Annotated in this window: 20 protein-coding genes and 1 other RNA gene; 10 read left to right on the plus strand and 11 right to left on the minus strand. The window is 71.8% G+C overall.

What is annotated here, in order from left to right; translation table 11 throughout:
- Positions 1-24: 24 nt before the first annotated feature.
- Positions 25-1815, plus strand: a complete 1791-nt coding sequence (gene sucB / locus ACT3TZ_RS00420) for a 2-oxoglutarate dehydrogenase, E2 component, dihydrolipoamide succinyltransferase (RefSeq protein ID WP_444581414.1) — start codon at positions 25-27, stop codon at positions 1813-1815.
- 277 nt (positions 1816-2092) lie between these two features.
- On the opposite strand, the gene ACT3TZ_RS00425 is transcribed toward sucB, so the two are convergent.
- Positions 2093-3427, minus strand: coding sequence for a hypothetical protein (locus ACT3TZ_RS00425; protein ID WP_444581415.1), 1335 nt, complete (start codon positions 3425-3427; stop codon positions 2093-2095).
- A gap of 370 nt (positions 3428-3797) precedes the next feature.
- On the opposite strand from ACT3TZ_RS00425, the gene lipB reads away from it, so the two are divergent.
- The 3 genes from lipB to ACT3TZ_RS00440 all read left to right on the plus strand — a co-directional run bounded on the left by lipB (position 3798) and on the right by ACT3TZ_RS00440 (position 6333).
- Positions 3798-4496 carry a lipoyl(octanoyl) transferase LipB gene (gene lipB, locus ACT3TZ_RS00430; protein ID WP_444581416.1) on the plus strand — a complete coding sequence of 233 codons (699 nt, stop codon included), beginning with the start codon at positions 3798-3800 and terminating at the stop codon, positions 4494-4496.
- 74 nt (positions 4497-4570) lie between these two features.
- Positions 4571-5590 (plus strand): lipoyl synthase, encoded by a 1020-nt coding sequence (gene lipA / locus ACT3TZ_RS00435; RefSeq protein WP_444581417.1) that lies wholly within the window; start codon positions 4571-4573, stop codon positions 5588-5590.
- 20 nt (positions 5591-5610) lie between these two features.
- Positions 5611-6333 carry a DUF4191 domain-containing protein gene (locus ACT3TZ_RS00440; RefSeq protein ID WP_444581418.1) on the plus strand — a complete coding sequence of 241 codons (723 nt, stop codon included), beginning with the start codon at positions 5611-5613 and terminating at the stop codon, positions 6331-6333.
- Between the two features lie 291 nt (positions 6334-6624).
- Here ACT3TZ_RS00440 and ACT3TZ_RS00445 read toward each other — a convergent pair whose 3' ends face one another.
- The gene (locus ACT3TZ_RS00445) at positions 6625-7059 is read right to left on the minus strand and encodes an RDD family protein (protein ID WP_444581419.1); all 435 of its coding nucleotides are present in this window, start codon (positions 7057-7059) and stop codon (positions 6625-6627) included.
- Positions 7060-7229: 170 nt separating this feature from the next.
- On the opposite strand from ACT3TZ_RS00445, the gene glnA (ACT3TZ_RS00450) reads away from it, so the two are divergent.
- The gene (gene glnA / locus ACT3TZ_RS00450; protein ID WP_444581420.1) at positions 7230-8660 is read left to right on the plus strand and encodes a type I glutamate--ammonia ligase; all 1431 of its coding nucleotides are present in this window, start codon (positions 7230-7232) and stop codon (positions 8658-8660) included.
- A 215-nt stretch (positions 8661-8875) separates the two neighbouring features.
- Positions 8876-9175 carry an META domain-containing protein gene (locus ACT3TZ_RS00455; protein ID WP_444581421.1) on the plus strand — a complete coding sequence of 100 codons (300 nt, stop codon included), beginning with the start codon at positions 8876-8878 and terminating at the stop codon, positions 9173-9175.
- Between the two features lie 115 nt (positions 9176-9290).
- On the opposite strand, the gene ACT3TZ_RS00460 is transcribed toward ACT3TZ_RS00455, so the two are convergent.
- From ACT3TZ_RS00460 to ACT3TZ_RS00480, 5 genes are all read right to left on the minus strand, one after another.
- On the minus strand, positions 9291-10208 hold the full coding sequence (locus tag ACT3TZ_RS00460; RefSeq protein WP_444581422.1) for a PD-(D/E)XK nuclease family protein: 918 nt from the start codon (positions 10206-10208) through the stop codon (positions 9291-9293).
- 78 nt (positions 10209-10286) lie between these two features.
- Positions 10287-13346 (minus strand): bifunctional [glutamine synthetase] adenylyltransferase/[glutamine synthetase]-adenylyl-L-tyrosine phosphorylase, encoded by a 3060-nt coding sequence (locus tag ACT3TZ_RS00465; RefSeq protein WP_444581423.1) that lies wholly within the window; start codon positions 13344-13346, stop codon positions 10287-10289.
- 18 nt (positions 13347-13364) lie between these two features.
- A complete protein-coding gene (gene glnA / locus ACT3TZ_RS00470) occupies positions 13365-14702 on the minus strand; it encodes a type I glutamate--ammonia ligase (protein ID WP_444581424.1) in 1338 nt (445 codons plus the stop codon).
- A 190-nt stretch (positions 14703-14892) separates the two neighbouring features.
- Positions 14893-15108, minus strand: a complete 216-nt coding sequence (locus tag ACT3TZ_RS00475; protein ID WP_444581425.1) for a hypothetical protein — start codon at positions 15106-15108, stop codon at positions 14893-14895.
- A gap of 321 nt (positions 15109-15429) precedes the next feature.
- Complete coding sequence (locus ACT3TZ_RS00480) at positions 15430-15996, minus strand: hypothetical protein (protein ID WP_444581426.1); 567 nt, start codon at positions 15994-15996, stop codon at positions 15430-15432.
- Positions 15997-16214: 218 nt separating this feature from the next.
- On the opposite strand from ACT3TZ_RS00480, the gene panB reads away from it, so the two are divergent.
- Positions 16215-17051 carry a 3-methyl-2-oxobutanoate hydroxymethyltransferase gene (panB, locus tag ACT3TZ_RS00485; RefSeq protein ID WP_444581427.1) on the plus strand — a complete coding sequence of 279 codons (837 nt, stop codon included), beginning with the start codon at positions 16215-16217 and terminating at the stop codon, positions 17049-17051.
- Positions 17052-17141: 90 nt separating this feature from the next.
- On the opposite strand, the gene ACT3TZ_RS00490 is transcribed toward panB, so the two are convergent.
- A complete protein-coding gene (locus ACT3TZ_RS00490) occupies positions 17142-17327 on the minus strand; it encodes an SPOR domain-containing protein (RefSeq protein ID WP_444581428.1) in 186 nt (61 codons plus the stop codon).
- Positions 17328-17363: 36 nt separating this feature from the next.
- Here ACT3TZ_RS00490 and map point away from each other — a divergent pair, with 36 nt between their 5' ends.
- Both map and ppgK read left to right on the plus strand, forming a co-directional pair.
- Positions 17364-18266, plus strand: coding sequence for a type I methionyl aminopeptidase (gene map, locus ACT3TZ_RS00495; RefSeq protein WP_444581429.1), 903 nt, complete (start codon positions 17364-17366; stop codon positions 18264-18266).
- Between the two features lie 119 nt (positions 18267-18385).
- Complete coding sequence (gene ppgK, locus ACT3TZ_RS00500; RefSeq protein WP_444581430.1) at positions 18386-19159, plus strand: polyphosphate--glucose phosphotransferase; 774 nt, start codon at positions 18386-18388, stop codon at positions 19157-19159.
- A gap of 46 nt (positions 19160-19205) precedes the next feature.
- On the opposite strand, the gene rnpB is transcribed toward ppgK, so the two are convergent.
- Positions 19206-19574, minus strand: an RNA gene (gene rnpB / locus ACT3TZ_RS00505) — RNase P RNA component class A.
- A gap of 168 nt (positions 19575-19742) precedes the next feature.
- On the opposite strand from rnpB, the gene ACT3TZ_RS00510 reads away from it, so the two are divergent.
- The gene (locus ACT3TZ_RS00510) at positions 19743-20480 is read left to right on the plus strand and encodes a YaaA family protein (RefSeq protein WP_444581431.1); all 738 of its coding nucleotides are present in this window, start codon (positions 19743-19745) and stop codon (positions 20478-20480) included.
- A gap of 3 nt (positions 20481-20483) precedes the next feature.
- Here ACT3TZ_RS00510 and ACT3TZ_RS00515 read toward each other — a convergent pair whose 3' ends face one another.
- Both ACT3TZ_RS00515 and sufU read right to left on the minus strand, forming a co-directional pair.
- A complete protein-coding gene (locus ACT3TZ_RS00515) occupies positions 20484-21368 on the minus strand; it encodes a Nif3-like dinuclear metal center hexameric protein (protein ID WP_444581432.1) in 885 nt (294 codons plus the stop codon).
- Positions 21369-21371: 3 nt separating this feature from the next.
- Entirely contained in the window at positions 21372-21836 is a 465-nt protein-coding gene (sufU, locus tag ACT3TZ_RS00520) for a Fe-S cluster assembly sulfur transfer protein SufU (RefSeq protein ID WP_444581433.1), read from the minus strand.
- Between the last annotated feature and the right edge of the window lie 6 nt (positions 21837-21842).

Genomic DNA, 21842 nt, shown 5'->3' on the forward strand with positions numbered 1-21842 from the left:
TCCGCCCCGCAGGAGGAGCACACCATGTCCGAAACCGTGAAGATGCCGGCCCTCGGCGAGTCCGTCACCGAGGGGACCGTCACCCGCTGGCTCAAGGCCGTCGGCGACACCGTCGAGGTCGACGAGCCGCTGCTCGAGGTCTCGACCGACAAGGTCGACACCGAGATCCCCTCGCCCGTCGCGGGCACCATCGAGAAGATCCTGGTCGAGGAGGACGAGGACGCCGAGGTCGGCGCCGACCTCGTCCTCATCGGCGACGGCTCCGGCAGCGGATCGTCGGACGACGACGCCCCGGCCGAGCCCGCCGAGGACTCCGCGGAGGACTCCGGCGCGGAAGACCTCGCCTCGGACGAGACCACCGCGCCTTCCACGAACGCGGAGGAGCCGGAGCAGGCCCCCTCGGACGATGCGGCCGCCGGAGGCGGCGGCGAGGGCCAGGAGGTCACCATGCCGGCCCTCGGCGAATCCGTCACCGAGGGGACCGTCACCCGCTGGCTCAAGACCGTCGGAGACACCGTCGAGGTCGACGAGCCGCTGCTCGAGGTCTCGACCGACAAGGTCGACACCGAGATCCCCTCCCCCGTGGCCGGCACGCTCCAGGAGATCCGCGTCGCCGAGGACGAGGACGCCGAGGTCGGCGCCGTGCTCGCGGTGATCGGCGACGGCAGCGCCCCGAAGGCGTCCGCGCCGGAGGTGAAGAAGGCACCGGAGCCGGAGAAGGCGCCCGAGCCGCAGGAGGAGAAGGAGACGAAGGTTGCGCCCGCGCAGCCCTCGGCCCCTGCCGCCAAGGACCCCGAGCCCGCCGCGAAGCCTGCGCCGAGCGCCTCGTCGACCCCGCGCCCGCAGGCCTCGGCCTCGGTCACCGGTGCCGGTTCCGACGGTCCCGGCTACGTGACCCCGCTGGTCCGCAAGCTCGCCGGCGAGGCCGGCATCGACCTCACGACCGTGCCGGGCACGGGCCTGGGCGGACGGATCCGCAAGCAGGACGTCCAGCAGGCGATCGAGGCGAAGAAGGCCGCCGAGGCCGCCCCGGCACCGTCCGCGGCACCCGCCGCCTCGTCCGCGCCCAAGGCCCCGGCCGCCGTCGCGGTGTCCCCGCTGCGCGGCACCGAGGAGAAGATGTCGCGGCTGCGCAAGATCGTCGCCTCGCGGATGGTCGAGTCCCTGCAGACCCAGGCACAGCTCACCACGACCGTCGAGGTCGACATGACCCGCGTGGCCAAGCTGCGGGCGCAGGCCAAGGAATCCTTCGCCCAGCGCGAGGGTGCCAAGCTGACGTTCCTGCCGTTCATCATGCAGGCGGCCGTCGAGGCGCTGAAGACCTACCCCAAGGTCAACGCCGAGATCGCCGGCGAGGTCATCAAGTACCACGCCTCGGAGAACATCGGCATGGCCGCGGACACCGAGCGCGGACTCGTCGTCCCGGTGATCAAGAACGCCGGCGACCTGAATCTCGCGGGGCTGGCACGCCAGATCGGCGAGCTGGGCGCCAAGGCCAAGGGCAACAAGCTGGGCCCGGACGACCTCCAGGGCGCGACGTTCACGATCACCAACACGGGCTCGGGCGGTGCGTTGTTCGACACCCCGATCGTGCCCAACCCGCAGGTCGGGATCCTCGGCTGCGGGACGATCGTCAAGCGTCCCATGGTCATCACCACCGAGGCCGGGGACGAGGTCATCGCGGTCCGTTCGATGATGTACCTGTTCCTGTCCTACGATCACCGCCTCGTGGACGGCGGCGACGCCGCCCGTTTCCTCACCCACATGAAGAAGCGCCTCGAGGACGGCCGGTTCGAGGGCGACCTCGGCCTGTGAGCCGTCCGCGGTGCCGTCCCCTCGGGTGACGGCACCGCCGGGGCAGGGCCCGGCACCGACCGGCGGTTTCCAGCGATCCCCGCAGCACCCTGTTCTCCAGGGAGTTGCGGGGATCGTGTCATCCTCGGGGGTGAAAGTTGCGTCCTTCGGAGCACTGGACCGGGCCCGGCACCGACCTGCGGTGCCGGGCGTGCGCGCGGCCGGCGGTGCGAGGCGTGCGTCCTGGTCCATGGGGCGGGCGGCACGCAGCCTGCCGCCTGCCGCTGCGACCCGGGGCCTAGACCGTCCTGATCCGCTCGACGAGCCAGCTCCCCTCGGTCCAGACGAGGTCCAGCTCGACGGTGTGCGGATCGGTGGCCGCGATGATCTCGGGGCGTCCGTCGTGGTGGATCACCGTCCGCTCGCTCTCGGCGATCGTCGCCCGCACGGTCGCCGAGCCCGCGACCGCGTCGAAGGCGGTGACCTCGGCGGCCCGGACCTCCGTGCGCCACCCCTGGACCTCCAGGCCCGCGTACGACCTCGCGAGCTGGGCGTCCTGATCCCGCGCGGGAGAACCGGGGACGGTCGTCGTGTCGGGGGCGCCGTCCAAGAGGTGCGCACGGCGGCGCACGGCCAGGTCGTCCACCAGGGCCGCCGGTGCCTCGGGCCGCGCCACGGCCCCGGCACCGGCCGACGGGTGCTCGAGGACGGACGGAGCATGCGTGCTGCCGCCCGCATCGACCGGAGCCGACGGCCCGCCTGCCACGGCGACCACGACGCCCACCGTCCCGAGGAACACGGCGCCGACGCCGACCGCGTACCCGAGCCGTGCCGACCGTGAGCGGGGCACGAGACGAGGGGTGCCGCGGTGGCCTGCCCCGCGCCGGCTCCGTCCTCGCCGCATGCCGGCGCTGCCTCTCCGCGGCAGTGCGGCCGGGCGCACCTGGGCCTCCTCGGACCGCGCCCCCCGGAGGTATGCGGTGACGTCGAGGTCCACCTCCACGTCCGCAGGGTCGAGGCCGCCCGCAGCGACGTCCTCGACGGGATCCGGAGCATCTTCGACCCGGTCGAGAGAGGAGGCGATCCCCGGGGTTCTCGCCGGAGCTCCCGCGACCACCCGCCGGATCGTCCCGGGCCGTGCGTCGGAGGGGTCGCTGTCGGTCGGGGCCGCACCGGAGGCCTCACCCGCCGGACGCCGCAGGGTCCGCCCCGCATCACCGAGCACCGCATCCATCCACCGTCGATCGGCGAGCCGCTCCCGCAGGCCGCCACCCCGTGCCAGGCCTGCCAGGTCGTGGATGAGCACGGTCCCGTCGTCCCGGATCCCGAGCCCCGCCGAGGCCGCCGCACCGAGCACCCAGCCGTGCCGGTGCAGGGCCTCGAGGGATTCCTCGAGCAGGTCCCGGGCGGCCAGCTGCGCGAGCCGCTCGGTCGTTCGCGGGCTCCCGACCTCGGCGCGGCGTCGACCCGCGCGTGGGGCGGCGGGCGGTGCGTCCTCACGGACCAGCGCGTCCCGGTCCCGCCAGAGGATCCGCGGGAACGCGCCGGCCCCGTCCTGCTCCAGGGACTCCAGGAGGCCGGCCTCGCGGTCCAGGGCCTCCCGCCCCGGGCTCGACAGCGCCCGGACGATCACGACCCGCTGCCCCCGGGGGCCTCGTGCCGCAGTCTCCGTCCGATCGGGGTCCTCGCGGAGCACGGCACTGGGTGAGCAGTCCTTGGGCGGGACGGGAGGGTCGTCGGCCCGGCGGGGTGCAACACGAGGGCCGGTCCTCGGACGTCCCGAGGACCGCTCCCCCCGCACCGCCCCCGCGACGTCACCGGCACCCCCGCCTGCACGCGAGGTGTTCCGGGCCGCCGCACGGATCACCCAGCGGGGCCCGGACGGGAGGGAGTCCCCGAGGTGGAACTCGTGCGGGTGGCCGTTCATGGGCCCAGTGAACCCCTGTGCCGCGACCGACGGCAGTGGTCGTCCACAATGCGCAGGTGGCGGCTAGGATCGAGGCATGCTCGACGTGATCCGCCTCGGCTTCTCCGCGCCCTCCGTCCCCGGCGGCCGGCACGCGGAGTTCGGCCTGGACGGCGGCCCGGTCGAGTACCGCCGCGCCTGGGAGATCCAGCGGGAGGTCCACGCCGACGTCGTCGCCGGTCGCCGCCCGGACAGCCTGATCCTCCTCGAGCACCAGGCCGTGTACACCGCGGGCAAGCTCACCGTCGAGGAGGAGCGCCCGCGCGATGGGGCCCCCGTCGTCGACGTCGACCGCGGCGGCAAGATCACCTGGCACGGACCGCAGCAGCTCGTGGGCTACCCGATCGTCCGGCTGCCCGCACCGATCGACGTGGTGGGCTTCGTGAGGGCGCTCGAGACCACGTTGATCACCGTGTGCGCGGAGCTCGGCGTCGACGCCGTGCCCGTCGGGGGACGCAGCGGCGTCTGGGTGCGCCGCCCGGGCGTGGAGGACCGCAAGCTCGCCGCCATCGGCCTGCGGGTGTCCAAGCGGACGACCATGCACGGCTTCGCCCTGAACTGCGCCAACGACCTCTCCTGGGCCCACAACGTGATCCCCTGCGGGATCGACGACGCGGGGGTCACGAGCCTCAGCGAGCAGTCGGGACGTCGGATCGGCGTCGAGGACGTGCTCGCCCCCACGGAGCGCGCGATGGAGGCCCTGGTGAGCGAGCGCACCCGCTCGCGCGCCGACTGACCCGCGCCCGCGCCCGCCCGGGCACCCCCAGCCGATAGACTGCCCGCCGTACCCCAGCCGCGAGGAGGCCACGCGTGACCATCGCCCCCGAAGGCCGACGGATGCTGCGCATCGAGGCGCGCAACGCCGAGACGCCCATCGAGCGCAAACCCGACTGGATCAAGACCCGAGCGGTCATGGGCCCGGAGTACTCGGCCATGAAGCAGCGCGTCCACGGTCAGGGCCTGCACACGGTGTGCGAGGAGGCCAAGTGCCCCAACATCTTCGAGTGCTGGGAGGACCGCGAGGCGTCCTTCCTCATCGGCGGTGACACCTGCACGCGACGGTGCGACTTCTGCGACATCGCCACCGGCAAGCCGCTGGCGATCGACCCGGCCGAGCCCTTCAAGGTCGCCCGATCGGTGCGCGACATGGGACTGCGCTACACGACCATCACGGGCGTGGCCCGCGACGACCTCCCCGACGGCGCCTCGTGGCTGTTCGCCGAGACCTGCAAGCAGGTCCACGCGATGAACCCCGGCACCGGCGTCGAGCTCCTCGTGGACGACATCAAGGGCGACGGCTCCGCGCTGCAGCGGATCTTCGACGCCCGCCCCGAGGTGTTCGCCCACAACCTCGAGACCGTCCCCCGGATCTTCCGACAGATCCGGCCGGCCTTCCGCTTCGAGCGCAGCCTCGAGGTCATCCAGTCCGCCAAGGACGCCGGTCTCATCACCAAGTCCAACCTGATCCTGGGGATGGGCGAGACCGACGAGGAGATCGTCGACACGATGGAGCAGCTGGTGGAGTCCGGCTGCGACATCCTGACGATCACGCAGTACCTCCGCCCCTCCAAGCTCCACCACCCGGTCGACCGCTTCCTCAAGCCCGAGAAGTTCCTCGAGCTCTCGGACGCGGCCGGGGAGATGGGCTTCCTCGCCGTCATGGCCGGCCCCATGGTCCGCTCCTCGTACCGTTCGGGCCGCCTGTGGTCCGCCGCGATGAAGAAGCTGGGCCGCGAGATCCCCGAGGACCTCCGTCACCTCGACCAGGAGACCCCCGCCTACCAGGAGGCAGCGAGCGTCGTCGCGCGACGTCGCGCCGCCGCCTGCTGATCACCACCGAAGAAGAGAGCATGCCCCGACAGCGCAAGACGTCCGAGGACGCCCCCAAGCCCCCGAAGAAGCCCGGCCGCATCAAGCAGATGTACCAGGTCTACCAGCAGACGCAGGAGATCGACCGGCGCACCCTGCCGTACATGCTGCTGGGGCTGATCGTGCCCGTGATCGTGGCGGTGCCGCTGACCTGGTGGCTCATGGGCACGCCCTGGTACGGCGTGTTCATCGGCATCATGCTCGGCGTCCTGGCGGCGCTGTTCATCCTCGCGCGCAAGGCCGAGGCCGCCGCCTACGGCCGGATCCGCGGCCAGCAGGGCGCGGCGCTCGCGGCCCTGCAGTCGATCCGTCGCGGCTGGAACGTCGAGGAGCACCCCGCCGCGATCGATCGTCGCACCCAGTCGATGGTGTTCCGTGCGAGCGGCCGCGCCGGGATCGCGCTCGTCGTGGAGAGCTCCTCGGGCCCGACCCTGGCGATGCTCCGCAAGGAGAAGCGGATCCTGGACCGGATCGTCCCCAACGTCCCCGTGCACGAGATCGTCGTCGGCGAGGGCGAGGGCGAGGTGCCGATCCACAAGCTCGCCACGTACATGACGCGCATGCGCCCCAAGCTCACCAAGCAGGAGGCAGGCGTCGTCGCCAAGCGGCTGCGGGCGCTGCCCAACCCCGTGTCCCAGGCGATTCCCAAGGGCGTCGACCCCATGCGGGCCCGCCCCAACCGCAAGGCGCTGCGCGGCGGCTGAGACGGCCCCAGCGCTCCGCGCGTGCCCCGTCCGACCTCGGTCGTGCGGGGCACGCGTGCATCGCGGGCCGCGCCACCTCCGAAGGTGCCGACGGGCCGCCCGGACCCCGGTGCGCGACGCGGGCCGAGGAGTCCGTGGGGCGACGTGCCCGGCCGGGTGTCGCCGCCCCGAGGGCTCAGAAGCCCACGGAGCGTCCGAGTGGTGGGACGCCATCGCCCCGTGACCTCGCCGTGACCTTCGTTATCGGACCGTTATACAACGCATCGGCGCAGGTCACGGCGCCACGAGGGTTCAGCCGCGGACCGTCGCCGTGCCCGCCGCGAGATCGTGCAGGGGCCTGCCGTCCCGATCCGTGACGAGAGCGGGGATGAGCAGCAGGAGCAGCACCGTGCGGACGACCGCCCGCAGGATCATCGGCCAGCGGCGCGCCACGGGAGCCACCCGCACGCGCAGCAGCAGCTGTCCGACGGTCCCGCCGAACACGGTCAGCATCACCACGTTCAGCGCCGTGAACAGGGGCCATACCAGGGTCGGGCTGCCGTCCCGCAGCAGCATGGAGAGCCCGGCGCAGAGCACCCAATCGATCGCATACGTCGCGAACCGACGCCCGATGGGGGCCACCGATCCGGGCCCGGACTCCGGTGCACCCCAGCTCGCACCCGGCGCCCGCGACGTGTCGCGCGGGGCGCCCTCCATCCAGGATCCGAGGTCTTCGCGGTCGATCACGTCGAGAACTGTATCGGCCGATGGCCCAGATCCCTCCCAGCGATCTGCCTAGACTGGCGGCGCTGGTCGTACGGCCGGCACGGCGGATCGGGCCCCCCGAACCGAACCGCCCAGAACGTCCGCCCCCCGGGGTTCTACGCGCACGGCTCGACCGTGCGGATGGAGGAGATGTGTTCAGCAATCCCAGTGAGGTCGTGAAGTTCATCGAAGAGGAGGACGTCGAGTTCATCGACATCCGCTTCATCGATCTGCCCGGCGTGATGCAGCACTTCAACGTGCCGGCGTCCACGTTCGACGAGGAGGCGATCGCGACCGGACAGCTGTTCGACGGCTCGTCGATCCGCGGCTTCCAGGCGATCCACGAGTCCGACATGAAGCTCGTGCCGGACCTCGACACCGCGTACCTGGACCCCTTCCGTGAGCACAAGACGCTCATCATCAACTTCTCGATCGTCGATCCGTTCACCGACGAGCCGTACTCGCGCGATCCGCGCACCGTGGCCGCCAAGGCCGAGCAGTACCTGCAGTCGACGGGGATCGCCGACACCGCCAACTTCGCCGCCGAGGCCGAGTTCTACATCTTCGACGACGTCCGCTTCAAGACGGACATCAACGAGGGCTTCTACAAGATCGACTCCGACGAGGCCTCGTGGAACACGGGCCGCGACGAGAGCGAGTTCGGCGGCAACCAGGGCTACAAGACCCGCGTCAAGGGCGGCTACTTCCCCGTCTCCCCCAACGACCAGATGGCCGATCTCCGCGACGACATCGTCGAGGTGCTCGAGCAGGTCGGGCTGCAGGTCGAGCGCGCGCACCACGAGGTGGGCACCGGCGGCCAGCAGGAGATCAACTACCGCTTCAACACGCTGCTGCAGGCGGCCGACGACGTCATGAAGTTCAAGTACGTCGTCAAGAACACCGTCTGGGACGCCGGCAAGACCGCGACGTTCATGCCCAAGCCCCTCTTCGGGGACAACGGCTCGGGCATGCACACCCACCAGAGCCTCTGGAAGGACGGCGAGCCGCTGTTCTACGACGAGCGCGGCTACGGCGGCCTCTCGGACGTGGCCCGCTGGTACATCGGCGGTCTCATCGAGCACGCCTCCTCGCTCGTCGCGTTCACCAACCCCACGGTGAACTCGTACAAGCGCCTGGTGCCCGGCTTCGAGGCCCCCGTGAACATGGTGTACTCGGCCCGCAACCGCTCCGCGTGCATCCGCATCCCCGTCACGGGCACCTCGCCCAAGGCCAAGCGCATCGAGTTCCGCGCTCCGGACCCGTCGGCCAACCCGTACCTGTCCTTCGCCGCGCAGCTGATGGCCGGCATCGACGGCATCCGCAACCGCATCGAGCCGCCCGAGCCGATCGACAAGGACCTGTACGAGCTGCCCCCCGAGGAGCACGCGCAGATCAAGCAGCTGCCCGCCTCGCTCGGTGAGGCGCTGGACGCCCTCGAGGCCGATCACGACTACCTCACCGAGGGCGACGTGTTCCCCGAGGACCTCATCTCGACGTGGATCGAGTACAAGCGGACCAAGGAGATCGATCCCTTCCGCTTCCGCCCGCACCCCCACGAGTTCGAGCTGTACTACGACATCTGAGCCGACCTCCCGGCCCCGAAGACGGCAACGCCCCGTCGCGCAGCAGCGCGGCGGGGCGTTGCCGTGGGAAACCGAGGGACGCCCGGACTACAGTGCGATGCATGGGAGCCGAGGAGCCGGTCGAGAGCGGGTCGGAGCAGCGCGTCGGGGTCCCGGATGCCCGGGGCACGGACCGAGCAGACGCGTCTGGGGGCGACGAGTCATCCTGCGCCCCCATGGCGAGGCAGGAGATCGGCCTGTGGGGAGCGGCCCCCTCATCGGATCGGCGCGGCCCCATGCTCGACATCGCCCCCGACGGCTCGGTCCACGGCCACGACGGCTGCAACGGGTTGATCGGTCGATGGACGGTGTCCGAGGGCCACGTGACCTTCGAGGTTCTGGCCTCCACGAGAATGTTCTGCGTCGACGTCGACACCTGGCTCTCCCGGGGGCGCACGGTGGTCGTGGTCGACGGCGAACTGGTGGTGTGCGACGGCCAGGGCGAGCGCATCGGCGTCCTGCCTCCGCGCGGCTGACCGATCGGGCACGGCATCGCCGCTCCGTGCACTCGATGCGGGCCACGCCCGAAGGTCCTCGGTCCATGTCGGATCCCCGGGCGGTCCAGAACCTCAGGGAGACCTCAGAGCTCGCTCAGCCCAGCGCGTCCAACCCGCCCTTGGCCTTGAGCAGCGACAGCACCAGGGCCTTGGGGTCCTGGGCGGGCGGCAGCACGCATTCCTCGGCCTCGAAGCCCCAGACCTCGCGCAGGGAGCGGAACACCGAGAACTCCTCGTCGGTGGTGCGCAGCGGGATCACGGAGTAGCCGCCGGCCTCGGGCAGGTGGATCACGAAGGCACCCGTGAGCTCGGGCATGTCCTGGACGCCGCCGTCGGCATCCAGGAGCTGCTCCGCTCGGACCACGGCCACGCCCTGCAGGGCGTAGTCCCCGCGCACCTTCTTGGAGGTCTTGATGTCCCCCGACAGCAGGGTGTTGCCGATCCGGACGATGCAGTCGGTGGTCCCCGCGTACTTCACCGTGTGGTTGACGACCGTCTGCTCGACGGCGACGAACTCGGGGCGGTAGTCCTGGAGGAAGGCGTCGTATCCGTCCAGGCGCACGCGCGCACGGTTCAGGAGGGCGTCGAGCGAGGGCTCGTCCCCGAAGGCCCCGGTGGCGGCCCGCATCGACTCGACCTCCGCGGCCACGGCGTCCCGATCCGGCCGCGTGCCGCTCCTGCCCCAGTCCTCGCACACGGCGTGGACCAGCGTGCCGAAGTCCGAGGCGCGCCGGGTGTACTCCGGGGCCGCGGCGGCGATGCGCTTCTGCGCCCCCCACCGGTCCTTGGACACCCGGGAGATCTCGGCGGCGGCACGGCCCGGGTTGCGATCCAGCCACGCATACATCTCCAGCGCGCGCTTGGAGGCCATCGTCGCGTACCAGCCCTGCAGGTGGTCCTTGGCACGCATGCCGGCGACCGTGGTGATCGAGGGGTACACCAGGGGCCCGTCGGGCTCGAGACGGTACATGCGGCCGCGCGGGGTGTCGCCGCTGAGCTGGGGTGTGGTCATGACTCCTCGACGGGACGTTGGACAGGGACGATGGCGCGGCGGGCGGACCACCGAGCGGGGCGTGCGGACCGATCCAGGCTACGCGCCGGACTCCCCGAAGATGATCTCCTCGGCGATGCCCCGGGCATGGCGCGTGACACGCAGATAGTCCTCCTCGAGGCCCGCGGCGGTCCCCTCGTCCCCGAGGATGATGAGCGCGGCGGCCCGCAGCTCGTCGCGGTCCACGGGCAGGGTCGACGGCTCGCGGTCCTTCCACAGGAACAGGGCGCGTCGGATCCCCCAGGCCAGGCGCCAGGCCGCACCGAGGGACTGCCCGGAGGCGCGCGGCAGCAGCCCCTCGTCGACGAGGATCCCCAGGGAGTCCAGCGTGTTGGTGCGGCCCCGGACCGCCGGATGATCGTGCGCCCCGTCCATGACGAGCAGCTGCACCACCCACTCGACATCGGTCATCGACCCCCGGCCGAGCTTGAGGTGGCGGGCACGGTCCGCGCCGCGCGGCAGCCTCTCCCCCTCGATGCGTGCCTTCATGGTGACGATGTCCCGGCGCATCCGCCCGGTGAGCCCGTCGGAGGGGTACCGCGCGAGATCCATCGCCGCCGTGAGGTCGGTGACCAGTGACTCCCCGCCCGTGATCACACGCGCGCGCAGCAGCGCCTGACGCTCCCAGGTCTCGGCGCTGCGCGTGAAGTACTCCTTCCACGAGGCGAGGCTGCGTGCGAGCACGCCGTTGCGCCCCTCGGGGCGCAGGTCCGCGCTGACCTTCATGTCCGCGCCGGCGGAGGGGGCGTTGAGGATCTTCTGGAGCGCGGTCGCCACCTGCACGGCGAGCTCCCCGGTGCGAGCCCCGGCCCCGCGGTCGGCGACGACGAACTGGACGTCGGCGTCCGAGGAGTAGCCCAGCTCGCATGCCCCGAAGCTGCCCATGGCGATGATGGCGAAGTCGATGCCGAGGTGCGCGCACGCGGAATGCGTCGTGAGCTCGCCCGCTCCCTCGCCGAACCGTGCCTCGGGATGCTCGAGCGCCACGGTGTACGCCGCGACCCGCAGCCCGGAGCGCAGCACCGCCTCGGCGATCGCCGTGAGGGCGTGGGCCACCTCGCGGGGCTCGACGATGCCCACGAGGTGGGCCATCGCGACCCGCAGCAGCTCGCGCCGCCGGGTGCGGCGGAGGACGTCGGTGGCATCGTCCGCGGTGCCGACGCGGCGGATCACCGCGTCGAACTCCTTCTCGAGGCCCTCGCGGCTGAGCGGGTGCAGCTCCTCGTCGCGGGACAGCCAGCGTACTGCCTCGGGGATCTGCTCGAGCTCCTCGCCGACGAACCGTGAGCTCGACAGCACCCGCGTGAGCCGTCGCGCCGCGACACCGGAGTCCCGCAGCAGTCCCATGTACCAGTGGGCCGAGCCCGCGCGATCGGACAGCCGACGGAACGCGAGGAGGCCGAGGTCCGGGTCGATGCCCTCGGAGAACCATTCGAGCAGGCTCGGCAGGAGCTGCCGCTGGATCGCCGCCCTGCGGGAGATCCCCTCGGTGAGCGCCGTGATGTGCCCGAGGGCCCGACGGGGGTCCCGGTACCCGATCGCGGCCAGCCGCGACTGCGCGGCCTCCGGGGTCAGGCGCACCTGTCCGTCGGACAGGTTCGAGGCGGTGACCAGCAGCGGCCGGTAGTAGATTTCCTCGTGGAGGTGGCGGACCCGCCGCCGGATGTTCTCGTAGTGCCGGGTGAACTGCGTCGGGTCCTGGCCGAGGCCCCGGGCCAGGCGCCGGATGTCCGTGGGCGAGGTGGGCAGGACATGGGTGCGGCGCAGCCGGTGCAGCTGGAGGCGGTGCTCGACGGCCCGCAGGAACCGGTAGGCGCCGTCGAGCTCGGCGGCGCTGTCGCGGCCGATGTACCCGCCGTCGCGCAGCCGAGCGAGGCCCGTGAGGGTGTCGCGCACCCGCAGCGTCTCGTCGCCGCGCCCGTGGACCATCTGCAGGAGCTGCACGGTGAACTCGACGTCCCGCAGGCCGCCGGGGCCCAGTTTGAGGTTCCGCTCGGCCTCCCCGCTGGGGATGTGGTCGATGACGCGACGACGCATGGCACGGGAGTCCTCGACGAAGCTCTCGCGGGTCGAGGCCTTCCACACCATCGGCGTGATCATCTCGATGAAGGCATCGCCGAGAGCACGGTCCCCCGCCGCCGGCCGTGCCTTGAGCATCGCCTGGAACTCCCACGACTTGGCCCACCGCGTGTAGTACTGCCGGCACGAGTCGAGGGTCCGGGCCAGCGGGCCGTCCTTGCCCTCGGGGCGCAGATTCGCGTCCACGGGCCACAGGGATCCCTCCGCGGTGCGGTCCGAGCAGACCCGGGCGATCTCGCGGCACAGCGCGGCGGCGATCCCCAGCATCTCGTCGTCGGATCCCTCGGAGGGAGCGCCGACCGCGACGTCGGCGCACCCGGCGACGTAGACCACGTCGACATCGGAGATGTAGTTGAGCTCCCGAGCGCCCGTCTTGCCCATCGCGAGGATCGCGAGCCGTACGCCCTCGTGGCCCTCGACGCTCGCCCGGGCGGTCGCCAGGGCCGTCTCGAGGGCGGCGTCGGCCAGGTCGGCCAGGGCCGCGGAGACGGCCGGCTGCACGCTGCCGGGATCTGCGGCCACGAGGTCGGCGACGGCGATCTCCACGAGGCGTTCGTGGTAGGCCACGCGCAGAGCGTCGCGTGCCTCGCGGGGGGCGAGCTCGGCGACGGGCATGGCGGCGGCGGGATTCGCGCCGACGGCGCGCAGGAGCGTCCCGCGGATCTCCTCGGCGGGCAGCTCGAGGGCCCTCGCGCCGATCTCGACCGCACCCAGGTGCTCCGGGTGGCGGGTCAGGAAGTCCCCGAGGGCCACGGAGGAGCCCAGGAGCGTCACCAGGCGAGCGCCCGGGTCGTCCGAGGCGTCGATCCCCGCGAGCAGCGCGGACACGTCCTGGGAGCCCTCGGCGCGCGCGGCCTCGGCCACGCGCAGCAGGCCGATCAGCGCGTCGTCGGCATCGGCCGTCTCCCCGATCCGCTCGACCCCGGCCTCGGTCAGTCCCGCCAGCGCGGGGTCGCCCAGCAGACGCTGGGCACGCTCGGTGTTCCCGAATCCGTGCCGCGCCAGGGTCCCGGTGGTCATCACGCCGCGCACCATCGCTCAGATCCGGGAGAACGTCGTCTCGAGCTCGGCCGTGGTGACCTGCTCGCGATAGCGCTGCCATTCGTCGCGCTTGTTGCGCAGGAAGTACTCGAAGACCTGCTCGCCGAGGGTCTCGGCCATGAGCTCGGAGGACTCGAAGATCTCCAGGGCCCGGAACAGGTCGGTCGGCAGAGGCTCGTACCCCAGGGCGCGCCGCTCGCGATCGGTGAGCTGCCAGACGGTGTCCTCGGCCCCCTCGGGGAGGTCGTACTCCCCCTCGATCCCGGCCAGGCCCGCGGCGAGCAGGACGGAGAACGCGAGATAGGGGTTCGTGGCGGAGTCCGCGCCGCGGAACTCGATGCGCGAGCTCGTGCCCTTGGTGGGCTTGTGGTACGGCACGCGGACCAGCGCCGAGCGGTTGTTGTGGCCCCAGCAGACGTAGCTCGGCGCCTCCTGCGCCCCCCACAGCCGCTTGTAGGAGTTCACGAACTGGCTGGTGACGGCCGTGTACTCGGGGGCGTGGCGCAGCAGCCCCGCGATGAACTGGCGCGCGGTCCGCGACAGTCCGTACTCGGCGCCGGGCTCGTGGAAGGCGTTCTTGCCGTTCTGGAACAGCGAGAGATGCGTGTGCATGCCGGAGCCGGGGCTGGTGATCATGGGCTTGGGCATGAACGTGGCGTACTGCCCCATCGACAGCGCGACCTCCTTGACCACCGTGCGGAAGGTCAGGATGTTGTCGGCGGTCGTCAGCGCATCCGCGTAGCGCAGGTCGATCTCGTTCTGCCCGGGGCCGTTCTCGTGGTGGGAGTACTCCACCTGGATGTTCATCGCCTCGAGGTACTGGATGACGGTGCGGCGGAAGTCCTGGCCGCTCGCGCGCGGCACGTGGTCGAAGTACCCGGCATGGTCCACGGGACGCAACGGCTCGCCCTCGGTGTAGGGCTCCTCGAAGAGGTAGAACTCGATCTCCGGGTGGGTGAAGTACTCGACGCCCTGGGCCTCCGCCCTGGCCATCGCCCGGCGCAGCACGCGGCGCGGGTCCGAGGCCGCGGGCTCCCCGTCCGGCGTGAGCACGTCGCACAGCATCCTCGCCGTGCCGTTGGTGTCACCCCGCCAGGGCAGCACCTGGAAGGTCCCGGGATCCGGTCGCAGCAGGATGTCGGACTCGTACGCCCGGGTCATCCCCTCGATCGTCGAGCCGTCGATCCCGATGCCTTCGGTGAAGGCGGTCTCGAGGTCCTCCGGGGAGATGGCGACGGACTTCAGACTCCCGAGCACGTCGCAGAACCACAGGCGGACGAAGCGGATGTCCCGCTCCTCGACGGCACGGATGACGGCATCGTGGTGGCGTTCCATGAGGTCAGTCTGCCCCATGTGTTCGTGGGTCCGCGGTCGGCGCACCGATCTCCGCAACCCGCGCGATGAGGAAGGGCCGAACCCTCCTCGAACTCCTCACGCCCGCGTGCCCACGAGGCGATCACGGCGTGAATGCGTGACGCTGACCGCTGCAATGGTCACGCATTCACGTCCCGCGAGCGACCCGTCGTCACGACAGGGTGATGTACCAGTTCCCGTCCGCAGCCTTGGACAGGGAGTAGGGGAACTCCGACCCCATGATGGAGATCTTGATCGTTCCGTCGTCGGACGCCTTGGCCTCGAGGTTCTCCTTCGTCACGTACGAGGCGAGCGAAGGATCGATACCCTCGGCGGACGAGCTCGACTCGAGGTTCTTCGCGCACAGCTGAGCATCGGCGTCGGTCATGGGCTCCTTCGTCGCCGGGTTGATCGTCTTCTTGCACGCCGTGGCGTAATCCTTGTTCGTTCGTCCCTGTTCACGCCGGTCCTGGCGCGCCCCGTGCACCGTCGCTCGACGGGCGCGCACCATCATCCCAGACGATGGTGCCCGACGCGCGCGCAACGCGCGATCGACTCCGTGGCCCCTCATCGCCCGACCATGTCCGACGGGACGGCGAACGGTGCACGACGGTGCTGCAGGCCCCCGTACCCCGCGAGGACAGAAGTTCCCTTCCCCGTCCCTCGAGGACACGAGCTCATCCCACGTCCGTCCGCGCTGTCGCGCCGTTCATCGGGACACGTCGATGTACAGGCCCCCGTCGGCGCCCTTGACGATCGTGAGCGCACTGTCGGAATCGTTGATCCTGACGTCCACGTGACCGTCGGGCTGCAACGCCGCGCTCACCTGGTCGATCAAGACACGACCCTGCAGCTGGGCGAACTGGTCCTTCTCCTTCTCGAGGGAGGACATGCATCCCGTGTGGAGCGGGTCGCCGTCGGCGAGGCCCACCTTGGTCCGGGTGTTGAGCATGTGATGGCAGGCCCCGGCGAAGTCGCCCACGGACGCCTTGGTGTAGAAGTCGACGACGGTCTGCTTGGCGGGTTCGAGATCGCCCTCGGTGGCGGGCTGGACCTGTGGCCGCGGGGTCGTGGGGGCAGCGCTCGTCGACGGCTGCGTCGTGGGAGGCGTCGTCGTGACGGGCTCCGTCGTCTCCGCCGTGGTGGATTCCGACGGCTCCGTGCCGCCGCCGACCGTGACCGTTCCCGCGCCGCCGCAGGCGGCCAGGACGGCCGCCGCGACCGAGGCCACTCCCACGGCCCCTGCATGACGTGCGATCCGCTGGATGCGATGCATCTTCGTGCTCCCCTTCGTTCCCGCTCCCCTGTGCACGCGGTCCCCCCCCCCCCCGGGACGGCGCGGCCCGGCGTCGTCCGTGACGAGCGGGCACGACGATGATCCCACGGAACCGGGGCGCGTCCCTGTCGGACGCGCGAGCCACTAGCCTGGTCCGCGCAGCGCTCTGCGGCCACGTCACCGGTCGCGAGCCGATCACGAGCCGTGAGGAGCCGACAGTGAACGCATCCGAGAGCACGCCGACGTCCGGGGGCACGCGCCCGGCCCGGGTGCGGACCCGCCATCTCCAGGACGCCAAGGACACCGGGCGGCGCTTCGCGATGCTCACCGCGTACGACCAGTTCTCCGCCCAGGCCTTCGAGGCCGCCGGGATCGACGTGCTCCTGGTCGGGGACTCCGTGGGGACCACGGTGCTGGGCTACGACTCGACCCTCCATACCACCCACCAGGACATGCTCACGTTCACCGGTGCCGTCGCACGCTCGGTGCATCGCCCGCTGATCGTCGCGGACCTCGCCTTCGGCAGCTACCAGACCGGTCCGCAGGATGCGGTGAACCACGCGGTCGAGCTGATGCGCGCCGGCGCCCAGGCGGTCAAGCTCGAGGGCGGCGAGGCGATCCTGCCGCAGGTGCGGGCCATCGTGGCCGCCGGGATCCCCGTGATGGGCCACCTCGGGTTCACCCCCCAGTCGGTGCACGCCCTGGGCGGGCACCGCGTCCAGGGACGTGAGCACGCGGCCGCGGACCGCCTCGCCGACGACGCCCTCGCGCTCCAGGAGGCGGGTGCCTTCGCGATCGTCCTCGAACTCGTGCCCTCCGGTGTGGCCGAGCGCCTCACCGAGATCCTCGCGATCCCCACGATCGGCATCGGCGCGGGCCCCGCCTGCGATGGGCAGGTGCTCGTGTGGCAGGACATGGCCGGGCTCTCGGACTTCCACGGGACGTTCGTCCATCGCTTCGCCGAGCTCGGGGCGGACCTGCGTCGCGCCGCGACCACCTACCGCGAGGACGTCGAGGGTCGCCGGTACCCGGGACCCGGGCATGCCTTCTCCTGACGGCGCCCGAACCCGCGATGCCGAGGACCCTCACCGGAGCACGGTCTCCGATGGGGGTCCTCGTCGTCCGGGGGCGGACGGGTCGCGCGATCAGCTGTCCGCGCCGTCCTTCCAGTCCTTGTCCTGCTCGTCCCACGCCTCGTTGCGCGAGGCGGCGATCGCCAGGGCCCTCTGGGCCTCCTCGCGGGTCGCGTAGGGACCCATGAGCTCGTTGCCCGGGGACTGCGCGCCCTCCTCGACCTGGTGGCTGTCGAGGTTGTAGTAGTAGTCGGGCATCGGAGGGACCTCCTCATCGGTGGGACACTGGTGGCCATGACTGTAGAACACCCTGCCGCGACCGACCGGTGGCTGCGCCCCGCAGGGCGCGCCCTGCTGATGCCCGGCACCATCTCTCCCGAGCGACCGGTGCCCGCCGCCATCGCCCGGCCCGAGTACGTGGGCAAGGACGAGGCGGTCTCGGACTCGGGGCCCTACGTCCAGAGCGCCGACGTGATCCGTCGCGTCCGCGAGGCCTCCCGGGTGGCGGCCCTCGCGCTGCAGGCCGCGGGCGAGGCCTCCGAACCCGGCGTGACCACTGATCAGATCGACGGCGTCGTCCACGACGTGCTCGTGTCCCACGGCGCCTACCCCTCGACGCTCGGCTACCTCGGGTTCCCCAAGTCGTGCTGCACGAGCCTGAACGAGGTCATCTGCCATGGGATCCCCGACTCGACGGTCATGGAGGAGGGCGACATCCTCAACGTCGACGTCACCGCCTTTTTGGACGGCGTCCACGGCGACACCAACGCGACCTTCGCCGTGGGTGCGATCGATCCGCGCGCCGCGGAGCTGATCGAGCGCACCGAGGAGGCGATGATGCGCGGCATCCGCGCCGGCCGCGTGGGCCGCGAGGTCAACGTCATCGGCCGCGTCGTCGAGAAGTACGTGGGTCGCTTCGGCTACGAGAGCGTCCGGGACTACACCGGGCACGGCGTCGCCGAGGGCTTCCACAACGGCCTGGTCGTCCCGCACTACGACTCCGCGCCGATGTTCGACGACGTCATCGAGGCGGGCATGACCCTCACCGTGGAGCCGATGGTCACCCTGGGCTCCCAGGCGTGGGAGCAGTGGGACGACGGCTGGACCGTGGTCACTGCCGACCGCTCCTTCACCGCCCAGTTCGAGCACACCTTCCTCATCACCGAGGACGGGTACGAGATCCTCACGACCGTCTGACCACGACCGCCCCAGGGCGCCCGGGGCCGGCCGAGACCGCGTCGAGCCGCGACGTCTGTCACACTGTGTGCCGTCCCGCTCCGGTGGGCGCCCCGACCCACCCAGGAGGACGAAGGACCATGAGCAAGGCAGCGTTCGGCATCGACATCGGCGGCAGCGGCATCAAGGGCGCGCCCGTGGACCTCAAGGGGGGCGCCCTCGCGGCGGACCGCCTGCGGATCCCCACCCCGCAGCCCTCGACCCCCGACGCGGTCGCCGACACCGTCGCCGAGCTCCTCGGAGCCTTCGACATCGCCGATGATCTCCCCGTGGGCGTCACCTTCCCCGCCGTCATCCAGCAGGGCGTGGCCCGGACCGCGGCCAATGTCGACGACTCCTGGATCGGCACCGACGTCGACGCGCTGCTGACCGAGCGCACCGGGCACGACGTGTTCGTGGTCAACGACGCCGACGCCGCGGGCATCGCCGAGATCGAGTTCGGCGCGGGCCGCAAGGTCAAGGGCGTGGTGCTCGTGGCCACCCTGGGCACAGGGGTGGGCACGGCGCTGTTCGTCGACGGCACCCTCGTGCCCAACACGGAGCTGGGGCACATCCCCTTCGAGGGCGAGTCCTACGAGCGCTACGTCGCGGACTCGGCGCGCGAGCGCGACGAGCTGGACTGGGCGGCATGGGCCGAGCGTCTGCAGGGCTATTTCTCCCTGCTGGAGTTCCTCATCAACCCCGACCTCATCATCGTCGGCGGCGGCGTCTCCAAGAAGCACAAGAACTACCTGCCGCTGCTGGACCTGCGTGCCCCGATCGTCCCGGCCGGGCTGCGCAACGAGGCGGGGATCATCGGCGCCGCGGCGCTGGCCCGCAAGGCCGCCAAGAAGAACGCCAAGCACGCCGAGTGACGCACGCGGCGGCGCGTCCGACCGTCGCGACGGATGCCCCGGAGGGCGGACCAGCCGGCCTGTAAGCCGGGTTCTGTCGTGGCAGTCATCCATCTCGGGTCGCCGTTGCCGACGACCTCCAGCGGCCAACCCGGGGACTCGGGCCGGCGCCCTGCGAACGTCCCCTGTACGGCCTTGCTCCCGGTGGGGTTTACCGTGCCGATCCCGTCACCGGGACCGCGGTGGTCTCTTACACCACCCTTTCACCCTTACCGGCACCCGACGGATCGGGTCCCGGCGGTCTGCTCTCTGTGGCACTGTCCCGCGGATCACTCCGGGTGGGCGTTACCCACCACCGTGCCGGATGGAGCCCGGACTTTCCTCGGCCCCGCTGCGTGCATGCACGCGGCGAGGACGCGACTGCCCGGCCGACTGGTCCGCCCCGAGGATAGCGCCCCGATGGTCCGGACCATGCCGCGGGGTCGGGGAGGATGGGAGCCATGGCACACCCAGCGTCTCCCCCGTCCGACCCGGCAGCACCGAGGGACCGCACGGTGAGCGCCCACGCCCGTGCATCGGCGACGCCCCCTCGGGGGCCGCGTCGATGATCGTGCTGCTCCCGCCCTCGGAGACCAAGGACCGACCGATCGACGGGCCGCCGCTGGACCTCCCCGCGCTCGCACGTCCCTCGCTCGCCTCGGCGCGCTCTGCGATGCTCCGCGCGGCGGCACGCACCGCCACCGCTCGCGGCGGTGGCGCCGCGCTCAAGGTCCCGGCGTCGGCTCCCGAGCTGGTGGAGCGCATGGCCCGGCTCGAGGAGGAGCCGTGCGCGCGTCCGCTGGCGGTGTACTCCGGCGTCCTGTACGACGCCCTCGGGAACGCCCGGCCCTCCGCGGATCGCCGCGTGCTCGTGACCTCCGCGCTGCTGGGGATCGTCGATGCGGACCAGGACCTGATTCCCGCGTACCGTCTCTCGGCCGGATCGACCGTGTCGCGCCTCGGCTCCGTGGGGGCGTGGTGGCGGCCCCATCTGGCCGCCGTCGCGCGGGACCTGGCCCGGTCCGGGGAGGTGGTCGTGGACTGCCGTTCCGGCGCCTACCGGTCGATGATGCCGGTTCCCGGCGCCGTGCACGTGGTGGCCCTCCGGGAGCGGGACGGCGTGAGGACCGTCGTCTCCCACGACGCCAAGCGCTACCGCGGGCTCGTGGCCCGCGCCCTGCTCACGGCCGATGCCACGGCACGCGATGCAGAGGACGTCCATCGGATCGCGGCCGAGGGCCTGCCGGCGGGGCTGCGGATCGCGTCGACCCCGGAAGTGCTGACGGTGATCGACGCGCGCTGAGGCTCAGGGCCGTGCCGCGCCCGTCCACGGGTCGGTGGACAGGCCCGAGACCGCGACCGTGAGATCCCAGTCGCGCTCCTCGGCGGCGGCGCGCAGCACCCGCTGCAGGACCGGCAGCCACAGCGACTCGGCCGCGAAGTGCGGGATGTCGATGAGTGCGGGGACGACCGCCGGGTCCGCGGCCGATTCGAGATGCTCGAGCGCGGGATGATGGCGCAGGTCCGAGGTGACGTAGACGTCGGCCCGGGCGGCGGTCGCGGTCGCGAGCTCCGAGTCCCCCGCGCCCGGGCACACCGCCACGCGCCGCACCGTGCGCCGCGGATCGCCCGTGTAGCGGGCTCCCTGCACGGTGGCCGGCAGCAGCCCCGCGAGCCGGGAGGCGAGCGTCCCGACGGTCGTCGCCCGCGCTGTCCGGCCCACGACCCCGAGGCCCAGCAGGCCGTCCTCGATGCGGTCCGGCGGCACGAGCGGGGTCCGGTCCAGGAGGCCGAGGGCATCGGCCAGGGCCGTGGCGGTGCCGTCGGCGGAGCGGTCCACGTTGGTGTGACCGCTCCACAGGGCGGTCCCGCCGCGGATGAGGGTCGTGACCACGGCACCCTTGCCGGTGTCGGCGGGGAGCTGGGAGGCACCGCGCAGCAGGAGCGGGTGGTGGGTGATCAGGAGGTCCGAGGCCTCGGCCTCACGGGCGACGGCCACGGTCGGATCCACGGCCAGCAGCACCCGTCGCACGGGCGCGGGGCCCTCGCCGAGCACGAGGCCCACACGGTCCCAGGACTCGGCGCGGTCCAGCGGGTAGAGCGTCTCCAGGAGGCCGACGACGTCGGCGACCGTCGGGCCCGTCGCGGCGGGCACGACCGGGCGCCGGGACCCCGCATGCGTCGGGGTCATCGTTCAGACCCGTCCGTTGCCCGACTCGACGAGCGCGGCGCGGTAGGCCTTCCACGCCATGACCACGCACTTGACGCGCCCGGGGAACTTCGAGGCTCCCAGCAGGGCCACGCCGTCGCCGATCAGGTCCTCGTCACCCGGGTCCTTGCCGCGGCTGGCCATCGACAGCTCGAAGCTGTCGACGATCGCGGCGGCCTCGGCCAGGGTCCTGCCGTGCAGGAGGTCGGCCATGATCGACGCGGAGGCGCGGGACATGGCGCATCCCTGGGACTCGTAGCTGAGGTCCTCCAGGATGGCGTCCTCGCCCTCGCCCGTGACGTGCACGCGCAGGGTGATCTCATCACCGCAGGTGGGGTTGACGTGGTGGACCTCGGCCTCGAAGGGCTCCCGCAGGCCGTAGCGCTGCGGACGCTTGTCGTGCTCGAAGATGATCTCGGTGTACAGCGAATCCAGGTTCGCGATGCTCATGGGTGG

It is taken from the genome of Brachybacterium sp. AOP25-B2-12 (genome assembly GCF_052378625.1).
GTDB lineage: Bacteria > Actinomycetota > Actinomycetes > Actinomycetales > Dermabacteraceae > Brachybacterium.

Excerpts from the sequence above, each read along its gene's own strand:
- sucB (WP_444581414.1), top strand. The coding sequence starts at position 25 with ATGTCCGAAACCGTGAAGATGCCGGCCCTCGGCGAGTCCGTCACCGAG.
- ACT3TZ_RS00475 (WP_444581425.1), bottom strand. The coding sequence starts at position 15,108 with ATGACCGACGCCGATGCTCAGCTGTGCGCGAAGAACCTCGAGTCGAGC.
- ACT3TZ_RS00490 (WP_444581428.1), bottom strand. The coding sequence starts at position 17,327 with ATGCCCGACTACTACTACAACCTCGACAGCCACCAGGTCGAGGAGGGC.
- glnA (WP_444581424.1), bottom strand. The coding sequence starts at position 14,702 with ATGGAACGCCACCACGATGCCGTCATCCGTGCCGTCGAGGAGCGGGAC.
- sufU (WP_444581433.1), bottom strand. The coding sequence starts at position 21,836 with ATGAGCATCGCGAACCTGGATTCGCTGTACACCGAGATCATCTTCGAG.
- ACT3TZ_RS00465 (WP_444581423.1), bottom strand. The coding sequence starts at position 13,346 with ATGACCACCGGGACCCTGGCGCGGCACGGATTCGGGAACACCGAGCGT.
- lipB (WP_444581416.1), top strand. The coding sequence starts at position 3,798 with ATGCTCGACGTGATCCGCCTCGGCTTCTCCGCGCCCTCCGTCCCCGGC.
- ACT3TZ_RS00515 (WP_444581432.1), bottom strand. The coding sequence starts at position 21,368 with ATGACCCCGACGCATGCGGGGTCCCGGCGCCCGGTCGTGCCCGCCGCG.
- ACT3TZ_RS00510 (WP_444581431.1), top strand. The coding sequence starts at position 19,743 with ATGATCGTGCTGCTCCCGCCCTCGGAGACCAAGGACCGACCGATCGAC.
- ACT3TZ_RS00455 (WP_444581421.1), top strand. The coding sequence starts at position 8,876 with ATGGCGAGGCAGGAGATCGGCCTGTGGGGAGCGGCCCCCTCATCGGAT.
- ACT3TZ_RS00460 (WP_444581422.1), bottom strand. The coding sequence starts at position 10,208 with ATGACCACACCCCAGCTCAGCGGCGACACCCCGCGCGGCCGCATGTAC.
- map (WP_444581429.1), top strand. The coding sequence starts at position 17,364 with ATGACTGTAGAACACCCTGCCGCGACCGACCGGTGGCTGCGCCCCGCA.
- ACT3TZ_RS00480 (WP_444581426.1), bottom strand. The coding sequence starts at position 15,996 with ATGCATCGCATCCAGCGGATCGCACGTCATGCAGGGGCCGTGGGAGTG.
- ppgK (WP_444581430.1), top strand. The coding sequence starts at position 18,386 with ATGAGCAAGGCAGCGTTCGGCATCGACATCGGCGGCAGCGGCATCAAG.
- ACT3TZ_RS00440 (WP_444581418.1), top strand. The coding sequence starts at position 5,611 with ATGCCCCGACAGCGCAAGACGTCCGAGGACGCCCCCAAGCCCCCGAAG.